This is a genomic window from Enterobacter sp. BIDMC 30, assembly GCF_000534355.1.
GTDB lineage: Bacteria > Pseudomonadota > Gammaproteobacteria > Enterobacterales > Enterobacteriaceae > Enterobacter > Enterobacter ludwigii.
In genome coordinates, this window is the sequence record NZ_KI973169.1 from 3595669 (window position 1) to 3611031 (window position 15363).

Consider the following 15363-nt stretch of genomic DNA (forward strand, 5'->3'; position numbering starts at 1 on the left):
CCTGTAAGTGAATTTATGGCGTGACGTCTTCCGTCAGGTATTTGCCTTTTTTTACGCCCTGACGTCGCCAGAACAGTAAGATGAGCGTAGAGAGCATCGTTCCCCCCAGCGCAGCTCCAAACCAGCCTGCCGCCGCGATCGCGCCCCCCATCCCCGCGTCATGCAGTAAAAAGAGAGAGAAGATGCCCGCTCCCGGCGTAGACAACCCGATGCCCATTGCACCGATAATTGCCCCTGTTGCCATTGAGCCAACAACAAACGAGCCAATCACCCGCAGCGGATCTTCAATGGCCATCGGAATTGCCCCTTCGGTGATGCCCGCAAGGCCCAGCAGCCACGTCGACTTGCCGGTTTCGATTTCAAACGGTTTAAAGAGATGCGGTGCCAGCATGGTTGAAGCCGTGACGGTAAAAGCCGAGACCATTTTGACGGAAGCAAAAATGGCATACGGCCCGTAAACGCCGTTGGCCATCGCCCCCAGACAGAACGCATAGGCCGCTTTGTTGACCGGTCCCCCCAAATCGAACGAGCACATAAAACCGAGCAGAGTGCCCAGTAGCAGCGCATTGGCACCGGAGAGCCCGTTAAGCCATGCCGTGAGGGAGGAGTTGATCCACGCGACCGGCTCGCCGATCACGAACAGCATCAGGCTGCCCGCGCCCAGCACGCCAATCACCGGGTAGAGGTAATAGGTTAAAAAGCCGTTATAACGCTGACTCAGACGGATATGGTTTTTCACCCAGCGCATCAGATAGCCGGCAATCAGGCCACCTGCAATCGCCCCTAAAAAACCTGAACCGATCATATTAGCGGCAAGACCGGCCGCAAAACCCGGCGCCAGAGCAGGTTTATCTGCCAGCGAGTAGGCGGTATACGCGGCCAGTACCGGCACCATTAACGTGCCTAACATCCCCCCGCCGAGTTTGCGATACATCCACAGCCATGAGTTCTCTTGCTCGAACAGATGCTGTAATCCCAACATCTGTGCCAGCAATACCGCAACGGCCAGCACCGTGCCTCCCGCCACAATCAGCGGCACGGCAAAGGAAATACCGCTGAGCAGGGCCTGCTTAAGCTCCGTTTTAAGGCTTTTGCTCACATCATTGCCGGTATGCACATGGCGAGCCGTTCCCGCGGGGGGTAAGGCCAACGCACGCTTAATAAGCGCTTCAGCATGGCGAAGCGGTTCCGCTACCGGCACGGACAGCGTCGGGATGCCCTGAAAACGCTCGCTCTCTTTGAGGGCCACTTCTGCGGCAATGATACAGGCCTGCGCAGTGCGTAACTGCTGCGCGGTCAACCGCCCTTCGATACCGTTCGCCCCCTGCTTTTCCACCACCACGTTTACGCCAAGCTTACGCCCCGCTTTTTCCAGATACTCAGCTGCCATATAGGTATGCGCAATGCCGGCGGGGCATGCAGTTACACAAACGATGGTTGGCGCATCCACGAACGCGACAACGCCATCTTCCTGTGGCACGTCGTCCAGCGCGGCGAGTAGCGCTGCTGCCGTGGTAGCCGCCATGACGCGCGCCCGAAGAGTTTCATCCGCCAGACGAGAAGTAAGTTCCGTCAGCACCTGGATATGGGTTGAGCCAGCTTCAGCCGGCGGAATGGCAAGCAGGAAAATCAGCTCGACATTTTCCGGGCCATCCACGCCTTCCCAGCTCAGCGGTTCACACAGGGTGGCTACGGCAAAAGCCGCCTCTTTCACCACCGCTGATTTACCATGCGGGACTGCCAGCCCTTCGCCGAGCGCGGTAGGGCCTAGCGATTCCCGATGAAAGACTTCGGTTAAAAACGCATTGCCGTCGGTAATTTTGCCGAGCGTCACCAGCCGCATCGTGAGCTGGCGTATTGCTTCATCACGACTGGTGTACTGCGCCTGCACGCAGACAGCGTCGGGATGGGTCAGGGTCGTCAGGTTCATCAGGATCCTCACACTCAAGGGGAATTATTCCGGATCAATTGTGACAGACAAGCTAATACCTTTATGTGATCATTTTCACTAACACCAACAATCTGTATTTAATTTGTATTATTTACAAATTCTGTGCTGGAGGCATAATTCCGTGAAAAGGTATTAGAAGGCAGACGACATGGGCAATAAACCGATGTACCGGCAGATAGCGGATGCGCTTCGCGAGAAAATTACCGCCGGTGAGTTAAAACCCGGTGACGCGTTACCGACGGAATCCAGCCTGCAGGAGACATTTAGCGTCAGTCGCGTCACGGTGAGGCAGGCACTGAAGCTCCTCACTGAAGAGCAGATTATCGAGAGCATTCAGGGCAGCGGTTCCTATGTGAGAGAGGAGCGCGTCAATTACGACATTTATCAGCTTACCGGCTTTTATGAAAAACTGGCGGACCGAAACGTCGATACCCACAGCGACGTAAAAACATTCGAAGTGATCAAAGCGGATGTGAAACTGGCTGAGACGCTTAACATTCGCCCGGATGACAAAGTGTGGCATGTCAAACGGGTGCGCTTTATTAAGCAAAAACCGGTGAATCTGGAAGAGACGTGGATGCCGCTGGCGATGTTCGCCGACCTCACCTGGGAGGTGATGGAAAATTCCAAATATCACTACATCGAACAGATCAAGAAGATGGTTATCGATCGCAGTGAACAGGAACTGGTTCCGATCATGCCCTCTCAGGAGGCGATCGACGCGCTGGCGCTGGATCCGGCAAAACCGATACTGGAAAAGGTGTCACGTGGTTTTCTGAAGGATGGGCGGGTGTTTGAATACAGCCGTAACGTGTTTAACAGCGACGATTACAAATTCACGCTGGTCGCGAAACGCAGGCATTAAAAAAGGCCGCTTTACAGCGGCCAACCATGTCGAAACGGACACTTATTACTTCAACGCTCCCTTTTACAGGGAGCAGAGAGGATTTACTTAATGATGGATTTCAGTGCTTCGCCGATATCCGCCAGGCTGCGAACGGTTTTCACGCCTGCGGCTTCCAGCGCGGCGAATTTCTCATCAGCCGTACCTTTACCGCCTGCGATAATCGCGCCTGCGTGACCCATACGCTTACCTTTCGGCGCTGTCACACCTGCGATATAACCGACGACCGGCTTGGTCACATGTTCTTTGATATACGCAGCCGCTTCTTCTTCTGCGCTACCGCCGATCTCACCGATCATCACGATCGCTTCGGTCTGCGGATCTTCCTGGAACATTTTCAGGATATCAATGAAGTTAGAACCTGGGATGGGGTCACCACCGATGCCCACACAGGTGGACTGGCCGAAACCGTAGTCGGTAGTCTGCTTAACCGCTTCATAGGTCAGCGTACCGGAACGGGAGACGATACCCACTTTACCCGGTTTGTGAATGTGACCCGGCATGATGCCGATTTTGCATTCGCCTGGGGTGATAACGCCCGGGCAGTTCGGGCCGATCATGCGCACGCCAGCTTCATCCAGCTTCACTTTCACGGTCAGCATATCCAGCGTCGGGATACCTTCGGTGATGGTGATGATGAGCTTGATGCCCGCGTCAATCGCTTCCAGAATCGAGTCTTTGCAGAACGGAGCCGGAACGTAGATAACGGTCGCGGTCGCGCCCGTCGCTTCAACCGCTTCGCGCACGGTGTTGAATACCGGCAGGCCCAGGTGCGTGGTGCCGCCTTTACCTGGCGTTACGCCGCCAACCATCTGCGTGCCGTAGGCAATCGCCTGTTCGGAGTGGAAAGTCCCCTGGCTACCGGTGAAGCCCTGGCAGATAACCTTGGTATCTTTATTAATTAAAACTGACATTATTTCCCCTCCACTGCGGCAACAACCTGCTGAGCTGCATCCGTCAGACTTTTCGCTGCAATAATATTCAGGCCGCTGTCAGCCAGTTTTTTCGCGCCGAGTTCAGCGTTGTTACCTTCCAGACGCACCACAACCGGGACGTTAACACCCACTTCTTCTACCGCACCGATGATACCGTCTGCGATCAGGTCGCAACGCACGATACCGCCGAAGATGTTAACCAGCACGGCTTTGACGTTGTCGTCAGAGAGGATGATTTTGAACGCTTCGGTTACACGCTCTTTGGTTGCGCCACCGCCCACGTCGAGGAAGTTTGCAGGCTCACCGCCGTGCAGCTTAACGATGTCCATGGTGCCCATCGCCAGGCCTGCGCCGTTAACCATGCAGCCGATGTTGCCATCCAGCGCCACGTAGTTCAGTTCCCACTGTGCAGCCTGCGCTTCACGCGGGTCTTCCTGAGACTGGTCGCGCATTTCACGCAGATCCGGCTGGCGGAACAGTGCGTTGCCGTCAGCGCCCAGTTTGCCGTCGAGGCAGATCAGGTCGCCCTGAGTGGTGATGACCAGCGGGTTGATCTCGATCAGCGCCAGGTCGCGCTCCAGGAAGATGGTGGCCAGACCCATGAAGATCTTGGTGAACTGCTGAACCAGCTTGCCTTCCAGACCCAATTTGAACGCCAGCTCACGGCCCTGGTAAGGCATTGGGCCTGCCAGCGGATCGATCGCCACTTTGTGGATCAGGTGTGGCGTCTCTTCTGCCACTTTCTCGATTTCCACGCCGCCTTCGGTAGATGCCATGAACACCACACGACGGGAGCTACGGTCAACAACCGCGCCCAGGTACAGTTCTTTCGCGATGTCAGTTGCAGCTTCAACCAGGATCTGGTTGACAGGCTGACCGTTCGCATCTGTCTGGTACGTTACCAGACGCTTGCCGAGCCAATGTTCAGCAAACGCACGAATCTCTTCTTTACTCTTAACAACCTTCACACCGCCCGCTTTACCACGGCCACCAGCGTGAACCTGACACTTAACTACCCAAGGGCCGGAACCGATTTTAGATGCGGCTTCTTCTGCTTCACGCGGGGTAGTACAGGCATAACCCACCGGAGCCGGTAAGCCATACCGGGCAAACAGCTGTTTGGCCTGATATTCATGTAAGTTCATGTGTTCTATCCATCCTTCAGGTAATCGTTAGGTAGTGCTTTTGTAGGCCCGGCAGACAACGCGCCGCCGGGCAAGACTGCTAAAACTAGACGTCCAGCAGCAGACGCGTTGGATCTTCCAGCAGCTCTTTAATGGCAACCAGGAAGCCCACGGACTCGCGGCCATCGATCAGACGGTGATCGTAAGAGAGTGCCAGATACATCATTGGCAGGATCTCAACTTTGCCGTCTACCGCCATTGGACGATCTTTAATGGCATGCATACCCAGGATCGCGCTCTGCGGCGGGTTGATGATCGGGGTAGACATCAGTGAACCGAAAACGCCGCCGTTGGTAATGGTGAAGTTACCGCCGGTCAGATCGTCTACGGTCAGCTTGCCGTCGCGACCTTTTACAGCCAGCTCTTTAATCTTTTTCTCGATATCAGCCATACCCAGAGTATCGACATCACGCAGAACCGGGGTAACCAGACCACGTGGCGTAGAGACTGCCATGCTGACGTCGAAGTAGTTGTGGTAAACCACGTCATCGCCATCGATAGAGGCGTTAACTTCCGGGTAGCGTTTCAGCGCTTCAACAACCGCTTTCACGTAGAAGGACATAAAGCCCAGACGGATACCGTGACGTTTTTCAAACGCGTCACCGTACTGCTTACGCAGGTCCATGATTGGCTTCATATTCACTTCGTTGAAGGTGGTCAGCATCGCGGTGGAGTTTTTCGCTTCCAGCAGACGCTCAGCCACACGCTTACGCAGGCGAGTCATCGGCACGCGTTTTTCGCTACGGGCACCCAGCGCAGGCTGTGCTGCCGGCGCCGCTGCCGCTGCTGGCGCTTTAGCTTCTGCCTGAGCAGGGGCTTTCGCCAGGTGCTTCTCGATATCTTCACGGGTCAGACGACCACCGACACCGGTGCCTTTAATGGCAGCCGCATCCAGGTTGTGCTCGGCCAGCAGGCGACGGATCGCCGGGCTGAGCGCGTCGTTAGTTTGCTCTTCCAGAGAGGCCTGCTGACGCTGGGCTGGGGTAGACGCTTTTTCGTCAGACTTCGCGCTGGACTCTTTGCCCGCGCTGTTGCCTTCACGCAGGCGACCCAGGATCTGACGGGAGGTTACGGTTGTCCCTTCGTCTTCCAGGACTGCATCCAGAATGCCATCCGCTGAAGCCGGTACTTCCAGTACCACTTTGTCAGTTTCGATTTCTACCAGCACTTCATCGCGCTTAACGCTATCGCCCGGTTTTTTGTGCCAGGTGGCGACGGTCGCATCTGCTACGGACTCAGGCAGGTCGGGAACAAGAATATCTACGCTACTCATTATGTATCCTTTAATTAATCGACGTTCAGCGCGTCATTGACCAGATCTTGTTGCTGCTTCTGGTGAACGGACATATACCCTACCGCCGGAGAGGCGGAGGCCGGGCGACCTGCATAACGCAGGGCAGACCCAAATGGAATGACTTCACGGAAATGATGCTGACTGCAGTACCAGGCGCCCTGGTTGAGCGGCTCTTCCTGGCACCAGACAAAATCATGCACGTGAGCATACGGTTTCAACGCTTCCTGCACCGCCTGGTGCGGGAATGGATAAAGCTGTTCGATACGCACGATGGCGACATCTTTCTGGTCGTTCTTACGGCGCTGTTCCAGCAGGTCGTAATAAACCTTACCAGAACACATCACAACACGCTTAACGGCCTGCGGATCCAGTTCGTCAACCTCACCGATGGCAGGCAGGAAGGTGCCGTTCGCCAGTTCGTCCAGGCTGGACACCGCCAGCGGGTGGCGCAGCAGGGATTTTGGCGACATGACCACCAGCGGACGGCGCATACCGCGCAGCGCCTGACGACGCAGCATGTGGTAGACCTGAGCCGGAGTAGACGGCACGCAGACCTGCATGTTCTGCTCAGCGCAGAGCTGCAGATAACGTTCCAGACGAGCAGAGGAGTGCTCCGGACCCTGACCTTCGTATCCGTGTGGCAGCAGCATCACCAGGCCACACATACGGCCCCATTTCTGCTCGCCGGACGAGATGAACTGGTCGATAACGACCTGGGCACCGTTGGCGAAGTCACCGAACTGCGCTTCCCAGATAGTCAGGGTGCGCGGTTCCGCGGTGGCGTAGCCGTATTCAAATGCCAGTACCGCTTCTTCAGACAGAACGGAGTCCCATACCTTGAACTGACCCTGACCGTTATGGACATGCTGCAGCGGAGTATAGGTTGAACCGTTAGTCTGGTTGTGAACTACCGCGTGACGGTGGAAGAAGGTGCCACGGCCCGCATCTTCACCGGACAGACGAACAGGAATGCCTTCATCAACCAGCGTTGCGTAAGCCAGTGTTTCCGCCCCGCCCCAGTCGAACAGCTTCTCGCCCGCCGCCATTGATTGACGGTCAGCATAAATTTTCGCTACGCGAGACTGCATCTCGATAGCGTCTGGTACGGTGCTGATGCGTTTAGCCAGCTCCTGCAGGCGCTTCATCTCTACCTTGTTCGGGTAGCTCTCATCCCACTCGTGGTTGAGGTACGGCGACCAGGTAAAGGAGTGCATGTTCATCGGGCGCAGCTCTTTCACTACGCATTCACCCGCATCCAGCGCGTCGCGGTAGAGGTTGACCATTTCGGTCGCATCTTCCAGCGTCGTCACGTTGTCGCCTTCCAGCTTGTCAGCATAGATTTTGCGTGGCGTCGGGTGTTTTTTGATTTTCTGATACATCAGCGGCTGCGTTGCACTTGGCTCGTCAGCTTCGTTGTGGCCATGACGGCGGTAGCAGAACAGGTCGATGAACACATCGCGTTTGAAGGTGTTACGGTAGTCCAGCGCCAGACGGGTAACGAACGCCACGGCTTCCGGGTCATCCGCGTTAACGTGGAAGATCGGCGCCTGAACCATCTTACCGATGTCGGTGCAGTACGGGGTAGAACGCGCATCCAGTGGGTTAGAAGTCGTGAAGCCCACCTGGTTGTTGATAACAATGCGAACGGTACCGCCCACTTCGTAACCACGCGCCTTGGACATGTTCAGCGTTTCCTGAACCACGCCCTGCCCTGTGACCGCCGCGTCACCGTGAATGGTGATTGGCAGGACTTTGTTGCTGCTCGGCTCGTCCAGACGATCCAGACGCGCACGTACAGAACCGATAACCACCGGGCTCACGATTTCCAGGTGTGACGGGTTAAACGCCAGCGCCAGGTGAACCAGACCGCCTTCGGTTTCAATATCAGACGAGAAGCCCATGTGGTACTTCACGTCACCGGTGCCGAGGTGTTCTTTATGTTTGCCCGCGAATTCGTCGAACAGGTCCTGCGGTTTTTTACCCAGCACGTTGACCAGTACGTTCAGACGACCGCGGTGCGCCATACCCAGCACCACTTCACGGGTACCGCTTTTGCCCGCGTGACGAATCAGCTCTTTCAGCATAGGTACCAGCGCGTCGCCGCCTTCCAGCGAGAAGCGTTTCGCACCCGGGAATTTCGCGCCCAGATAGCGCTCAAGGCCTTCTGCTGCGGTCAGTTCGCTGAGGAAGCGTTTTTTCTCTTCAGCAGAGAAATTCGCGTGGCCCGCCACAGATTCGATGCGCTGCTGGATCCAGCGTTTCTCTTCTGTAGAGGTGATGTGCATATATTCCGCGCCGATGGAGCCGCAGTAGGTTTGCTTGAGCGCGTCAATCAGCTCGCCCAACTTCATCGTGTCTTTGCCGATGGCAAAGGAACCTACGTTAAAGCTTTCCTGGAAATCGGCCTCGGTCAGATCGTGATACGCCGGATCGAGATCCGCCACACGATCTTGTTTCCACAGTCCCAGCGGATCGAGATTCGCATGCTGGTGACCACGGAAGCGATAAGCGTTGATAAGCTGCAGGACTTTAACCTGCTTCGCATTGGTGTCAGGGTCGGAAATCGCAGAAGAGTAACGTGAGGCATCCTTCGCCAGACGACGGAAATAATCACGTGTTTTGGAATGGAATTGATCCGGTTTGACTCCAGTGCCAGGTAACTGCTGGAACATGGAACGCCAGTTTGCGTCCACTGAGTCAGGATCGGTTAAGAAGTCTTCATAGAGCTGTTCTATCCAGCTCTGGTTTGAACCAGAGAGGTAAGAAGAGTCCAGCCAGGCTTTCATTGCGCCGTTCTGCATCGTGATCCCTTAAGCATTTTTATGCTTACTTTCGCCGTAGAAACTACCACGTACAACACGTACGTGCCGGGGTTCACCTGCGAGCTCTTATGTTGTCTTGGGCTCGCGAAGGAACCTTTAAAAACTGTCTGCACCTCGGGGCAGTTTTTAGAGGTTTCCTACATTTTATCCCCTCTCCTGTCAGGAGAGGGTCAGAGTGAGGGGAACAACGCTCCCCTCCTGTTACTTATGCACTGCGCTGCAGCAGCATCGACTTAATATGGCCGATGGCGCGCGTCGGGTTCAGTCCCTTAGGACATACACTGACGCAGTTCATGATGCTATGGCAGCGGAATACGCTGAAAGCATCACTCAGTCCTTCCAGACGACTGTCGGTTTCGGTGTCGCGGCTATCGATCAGGAAGCGATAGGCAGCCAACAGACCGGCCGGGCCGATAAACTTGTCCGGGTTCCACCAGAACGACGGGCAAGAGGTCGAGCAACATGCACAGAGAATACACTCGTACAAACCATCGAGTTTTTCACGCTGCTCAGGAGACTGTAAGTGCTCACGAGCCGGTGGATTTTGCCCATTATTCAATAAGTAAGGCTTAATCTTCTCATATTGTGCATAGAATTGCCCCATGTCTACCACCAAATCACGAACGACTGGCAGACCAGGCAAAGGACGGATAACAATTTTCTGACCCGCGCGCTGCAACGCTGAAATTGGCGTGATGCAGGCCAGACCATTTTTACCGTTCATGTTCACACCGTCAGAGCCACAAACGCCTTCACGGCATGAGCGACGGAACGACAGTGTCGGATCTTTTTCTTTCAGCTGGATTAAGGCATCCAGCAGCATCATGTCACGGCCTTCTTCCGCTTCCAGGGTGTAATCCTGCATACGCGGAGCATCATCTACATCCGGGTTATAACGATAAACTGAGAATTCGAGTTTCATTATCCTGTCTCCGCATTAGTAAGTACGAATCTTCGGCGGGAACGCCGGACGCAGTTTCGGTTCCATATTGACGCTACGACGCGTCATGGATTCCGACTCTGGCAGATACAGGGAATGGCACAGCCAGTTTTCATCGTCACGATCCGGGAAGTCGAAGCGGCTATGCGCGCCACGGCTCTCGGTACGGAAGTTTGCCGACATCGCGGTAGCGAACGCCGTTTCCATCAGGTTATCCAGCTCCAGACACTCAACGCGCTGGGTATTGAACTCGCTGGACGTGTCGTCCAGACGGGCATTTTTCAGACGCTCGCGGATCGCTTTCAGCTGCTCAAGACCTTTGGCCATCGCATCCCCTTCACGGAATACCGAGAAGTTGTGCTGCATACATTCCTGCAGCGCTTTGCGGATTTCCACCGGATCTTCACCATTACGGTTGCCGTTCCAGCGGTTCAGACGCTCAAGCGACGCATCAATTTCATCGTCGGTGGCATCACGCAGCGCACCCTGCTCGGCAATAGACTCTTGCAGATGCAGACCTACCGCACGACCAAATACCACCAGGTCAAGCAGGGAGTTCCCGCCCAGACGGTTTGCACCGTGTACGGATACGCAGGCAATTTCACCGACGGCAAACAGGCCCGGGATAACAACGTCTTCACCCTGCTCGTTCACGGTCAGCGCCTGGCCGGTCACTTTGGTCGGAATACCGCCCATCATGTAGTGACAGGTTGGGATTACCGGGATAGGCTCTTTCACTGGATCGACGTGCGCGAAGGTACGAGACAGCTCCAGAATGCCTGGCAGACGTGATTCCAGAACCTCTTTACCCAGATGGTCGAGTTTCAGCTTCGCGTGTGGACCCCATGGGCCGTCACAGCCGCGGCCTTCACGGATTTCGATCATGATGGAACGCGCCACCACGTCACGACCCGCCAGGTCTTTCGCATTCGGGGCATAACGCTCCATGAAGCGCTCGCCATGTTTGTTCAGCAGGTAACCCCCTTCACCACGGCAGCCTTCTGTTACCAGCACGCCGGCACCGGCGATGCCGGTTGGGTGGAACTGCCACATTTCCATATCCTGCACCGGTACGCCGGCGCGGATAGCCATACCTACGCCGTCACCGGTGTTGATGTGGGCGTTGGTGGTAGATTGATAAATACGACCTGCACCGCCGGTCGCCAGCACGGTAGCACGCGCTTTGAAGTAGACCACTTCACCGGTTTCAATACACAGCGCGGTACAACCTACAACGGCGCCATCGGCGTTTTTCACCAGATCCAGCGCATACCACTCGGAGAAAATAGTCGTGTGGTTTTTCAGGTTCTGTTGATACAGCGTGTGCAGCAGTGCGTGACCGGTACGGTCAGCCGCAGCTGCAGTACGTGCCGCCTGCTCGCCGCCGAAGTTTTTCGACTGGCCGCCAAACGGACGCTGATAAATGGTGCCATTTTCCAGACGGGAGAACGGCAGCCCCATGTGATCCAGCTCCAGAATCGCTTCCGGGCCAGTCTTACACATATATTCGATAGCATCCTGGTCGCCGATGTAGTCGGAACCTTTGACCGTGTCATACATGTGCCATTCCCAGTTATCTTCATGGGAATTGCCCAGCGCAACGGTAATACCGCCCTGCGCGGAGACAGTGTGGGAACGGGTCGGGAAGACTTTAGAGAGCAGCGCACAGGTCTGGCCGCTCTGGGAAATTTGCAGTGCTGCACGCATACCTGCGCCACCAGCACCAATCACAACAGCATCAAATTCTCTGACTGGCAGTTTCATTACACACCCCACACCACAACGAATCCATAAATAACGTAAACCACCAGTGCAACGACAATGACCAGCTGCAGAGGAAGGCGAATCGCCAGTGGTTTAACGTAATCGGTCAACACCTGCCACATACCAATCCAGGCATGAATAAGGATGGAGAACAGAGCCAGCAGGGTGAACACTTTGGTGAAGGCAGATCCGAAGAACCCACTCCAGATTTCCCACGTCAGCGTGCCGCTGGTCGCGAAGAAACCAATCATATAGATGATATAAAGGGTGAGAACGATGGCGGTAGCACGGACCAGAATGAAGTCATGTACGCCGTTGCGTCCTAATGCGGAGGCGTTGCTTACCATACGAGAACTCCTGCGAGAAGTGAAAGCACGACAGTCAATACAAATGAAATATTAGCGGAGCGTTTACCGGCTTCGAAAGTCTCTTCCAGGTAGCCAAAGTCCATCAGCATATGACGAATGCCCACAACAACGTGGTACGCCAGCGCAGTCAGAATGCCCCACATGATAAATTTCACGAAGAAGCTGTTCATGATGGCAGAGGCCTGGAGGAATCCTTCAGGAGAAGAGAGGCTGGTACCCAGTAACCACAGCAGAATGCCGACCGCCACAAACGTAATCACACCAGAAACGCGGTGCAGAATGGACGCTATTGCTGTTACAGGGAACCGGATCGTTTTGAGATCCAGATTGACAGGTCTTTGTTTTTTCACATTTCTTATCATGAATAACGCCCACATGCTGTTCTTATTGTTTCCTTCCTCCGGACTGCGATGCGGGTCAGACAGCGTTCCTTTTCTATAACTGCGCGTCATGCAAAACATTGCTTCCAAATGCTAAAACGACACGTTACAACGCTGGGTGGCTCGGGATTGCAGGGTGTTCCGGAGACCTGGCGGCAGTATAGGCCGTTCACAAAATCATTACAATTAACCTACATACAGTTTGTCGGGTTTTCTCTGGAACAGTGATCAGGGTCACGATAACAACATCTTTTTAATTTTTAATCATCTGATTTGACAAATGTTAAACAATATTGTTACAAACGTCATCAGAAAAGGCATATAATGCGCAAAAGTTATGAGGTCTCACTTTCACCTGACAAATAGTTATGTAACAGTGTGATGGTATTGACCGAAGTTATCAGGACAGTTATTAGTGATATACAGGTTTGAATAATTCGGACTGCGAAGACACTGATTTGCTGTTGTTTCACTGATTTTTCATGTTTTTACCTGCAAGGCGCCATAGCTCTGTACCCTGGTTTCTCCTCGTGAGCTGAGCGGTAAGCCAAATAACAAACTGGTAACGGTGAGAAATCAGCAGAATGCAAATCCGGTAATTGGCAGTCTTAAGCAATAAGGCGCTAAGGAGACCGTAAATGGCTGATACAAAGGCAACGCTCACCCTAAATGGTGACACTGCTGTTGAACTGGATGTGCTAAAAGGCACGCTCGGTCAGGATGTTATTGATATCCGTACGCTGGGTTCTAAAGGTGTATTCACCTTCGACCCTGGATTTACCTCTACCGCATCTTGCGAATCCAAAATCACCTTCATTGATGGTGACGAAGGTATCCTGCTCCATCGCGGCTTCCCCATCGATCAGTTAGCCACCGAATCCAACTATCTGGAAGTGTGCTACATCCTGCTGAACGGCGAAAAACCGACGCAGGCACAATACGATGAATTCAAAACCACCGTCACCCGTCACACCATGATTCATGAGCAGATTACCCGTCTGTTCCATGCTTTCCGTCGTGATTCTCACCCAATGGCGGTGATGTGCGGTATTACCGGCGCGCTGGCAGCGTTCTACCACGACTCGCTGGACGTGAATAATCCACGTCACCGCGATATCGCGGCGTTCCGCCTGCTGTCCAAAATGCCGACAATGGCAGCGATGTGTTACAAATACTCCATCGGTCAGCCGTTTGTTTATCCACGTAACGACCTCTCCTACGCCGGTAATTTCCTGCGCATGATGTTCTCCACACCGTGTGAAGAATACGAAGTGAACCCGGTACTGGAACGTGCGATGGACCGTATTCTGATCCTGCACGCTGACCACGAACAGAACGCCTCCACCTCCACCGTCCGTACCGCAGGCTCTTCAGGCGCGAACCCGTTCGCCTGTATCGCTGCGGGTATCGCCTCCCTGTGGGGACCGGCGCACGGCGGCGCGAACGAAGCGGCACTGAAGATGCTGGAAGAGATCAGCTCCGTTGAGCACATTCCTGAATTCGTGCGTCGCGCGAAAGACAAGAATGACTCCTTCCGTCTGATGGGCTTCGGTCACCGTGTGTACAAAAACTACGACCCACGCGCTACCGTTATGCGTGAAACATGCCACGAAGTGCTGAAAGAGCTGGGTACAAAAGACGACCTGCTGGAAGTGGCGATGGAGCTTGAGCACATCGCGCTGAACGACCCGTACTTCATCGAGAAGAAACTCTACCCGAACGTCGATTTCTACTCTGGCATTATTCTGAAAGCGATGGGCATTCCGTCTTCCATGTTCACCGTGATCTTCGCCATGGCACGTACCGTTGGCTGGATTGCGCACTGGAACGAAATGCACAGCGAAGGCATGAAAATCGCCCGTCCTCGTCAGCTGTATACTGGCTACGAGCAGCGTGATTTTAAGTCTGACATCAAACGCTGATGTTAACGGGGTGTGGCCTGATGTCCTCACCCCATCCCTCTCTTACTCCGAGAGAGTGAAGACATTAAAAACGGTGACCCCCTGGGTTACCGTTTTCATTTTACTTCTGGCAGTGCGGACACCAGTAAAACGGTCTCGACGACAGCGTGGTTTTCGCAATTAACCCGCCGCACCGCTCACACGCCTTCCCTTCACGATGAAACACCTTAAAGCGGAACAATGCCCCATGGTGCTTGTTGTGATCCACTACGCCACGCGTATTGTAGGACAGGCGCGGGATATCCAGCAGTGCGTGGGATAACGCCTCCAGCTGTTCATCACTGAGTTGCGATGCCTTATGCTGCGCCGCCAGGCCCACTTTCCAGAGAATTTCCACCCGCAGGTAATTTCCTAATCCAGCCAGAAACGCCTGATCGAGCAACAGTCCGGAAAACTGTCGGTTACGAAACCGAGGTGACACCAGACGGGTTTTCACCTCGCACGGGGTCAGGCTCATATCCAGCACATCCGGCCCGACGCGCTGCAGGAACGGATGAGTGAGCAGCTGCTCTGGCGTTAACATTTCGATATCGGATGCGCTGTAGAGCAGAATCGCGTTGTCTGCCGTCTGGAGCCTGACGCGCAGCACGCGGGTAGTTTGTGGCTGCTCGTTTGCCTTCACCACGCGCCAAACGCCGTACAGCTGATTATGGCTATATAACGTCAGGTTATGGGAGAAATGCGTGAGCAGCGCTTTGCCGCGCGTTTCAATGTGCGTCACCGTCTGCCCCACCAGCTGGGCTTCAAACGGTTTCAGTTGAGGAAAAGCAAACCAGACATCCGTCAGCGGTTTGCCCTTTATCGCCGCCTCGAGGCTATCCGCAGCACGGCGGATCTCCGGGCCTTCAGGCATTTTTCTG

12 protein-coding genes are annotated in these 15363 nt (G+C 54.6%); 2 read left to right on the forward strand and 10 right to left on the reverse strand.

All coding sequences use genetic code 11. From position 1 onward, the window contains the following. Nucleotides 1-13: 13 nt before the first annotated feature. Nucleotides 14-1930 (reverse strand): PTS 2-O-a-mannosyl-D-glycerate transporter subunit IIABC, encoded by a 1917-nt coding sequence (gene mngA, locus L466_RS05425; protein ID WP_032681407.1) that lies wholly within the window; start codon nt 1928-1930, stop codon nt 14-16. A gap of 169 nt (nt 1931-2099) precedes the next feature. Between mngA and L466_RS05420 the strand changes: the two genes are divergently transcribed. Then, the gene (locus L466_RS05420; protein WP_032681408.1) at nt 2100-2816 is read left to right on the forward strand and encodes a GntR family transcriptional regulator; all 717 of its coding nucleotides are present in this window, start codon (nt 2100-2102) and stop codon (nt 2814-2816) included. Nucleotides 2817-2899: 83 nt separating this feature from the next. On the opposite strand, the gene sucD is transcribed toward L466_RS05420, so the two are convergent. The 8 genes from sucD to sdhC form a co-directional block, all read right to left on the reverse strand. After that, on the reverse strand, nt 2900-3769 hold the full coding sequence (gene sucD / locus L466_RS05415) for a succinate--CoA ligase subunit alpha (RefSeq protein ID WP_014169173.1): 870 nt from the start codon (nt 3767-3769) through the stop codon (nt 2900-2902). Next, nucleotides 3769-4935: an ADP-forming succinate--CoA ligase subunit beta gene (gene sucC / locus L466_RS05410; protein WP_006809579.1), complete on the reverse strand. Its 1167-nt coding sequence runs from the start codon at nt 4933-4935 to the stop codon at nt 3769-3771. The genes sucD and sucC overlap by 1 nt, the downstream gene beginning before the upstream one ends. 85 nt (nt 4936-5020) lie before the next feature. Further along, entirely contained in the window at nt 5021-6247 is a 1227-nt protein-coding gene (odhB, locus tag L466_RS05405; protein WP_025204653.1) for a 2-oxoglutarate dehydrogenase complex dihydrolipoyllysine-residue succinyltransferase, read from the reverse strand. A 14-nt stretch (nt 6248-6261) separates the two neighbouring features. Continuing rightward, nucleotides 6262-9069, reverse strand: a complete 2808-nt coding sequence (gene sucA, locus L466_RS05400) for a 2-oxoglutarate dehydrogenase E1 component (RefSeq protein WP_014169171.1) — start codon at nt 9067-9069, stop codon at nt 6262-6264. 226 nt (nt 9070-9295) lie between these two features. Beyond that, entirely contained in the window at nt 9296-10012 is a 717-nt protein-coding gene (gene sdhB, locus L466_RS05395) for a succinate dehydrogenase iron-sulfur subunit SdhB (RefSeq protein WP_014169170.1), read from the reverse strand. Nucleotides 10013-10027: 15 nt separating this feature from the next. Beyond that, entirely contained in the window at nt 10028-11794 is a 1767-nt protein-coding gene (gene sdhA / locus L466_RS05390) for a succinate dehydrogenase flavoprotein subunit (RefSeq protein WP_014883036.1), read from the reverse strand. Then, entirely contained in the window at nt 11794-12141 is a 348-nt protein-coding gene (sdhD, locus tag L466_RS05385; protein WP_010428702.1) for a succinate dehydrogenase membrane anchor subunit, read from the reverse strand. Before sdhD ends, sdhA begins: the two co-directional genes overlap by 1 nt. Beyond that, on the reverse strand, nt 12135-12539 hold the full coding sequence (gene sdhC / locus L466_RS05380) for a succinate dehydrogenase cytochrome b556 subunit (protein ID WP_025204654.1): 405 nt from the start codon (nt 12537-12539) through the stop codon (nt 12135-12137). Before sdhC ends, sdhD begins: the two co-directional genes overlap by 7 nt. 641 nt (nt 12540-13180) lie before the next feature. Between sdhC and L466_RS05375 the strand changes: the two genes are divergently transcribed. Further along, complete coding sequence (locus L466_RS05375) at nt 13181-14464, forward strand: citrate synthase (protein ID WP_014169167.1); 1284 nt, start codon at nt 13181-13183, stop codon at nt 14462-14464. A gap of 100 nt (nt 14465-14564) precedes the next feature. Here the strand turns inward: L466_RS05375 and nei are convergent, their stop codons facing one another. Continuing rightward, nucleotides 14565-15356: an endonuclease VIII gene (gene nei, locus L466_RS05370; RefSeq protein ID WP_032681409.1), complete on the reverse strand. Its 792-nt coding sequence runs from the start codon at nt 15354-15356 to the stop codon at nt 14565-14567. Between the last annotated feature and the right edge of the window lie 7 nt (nt 15357-15363).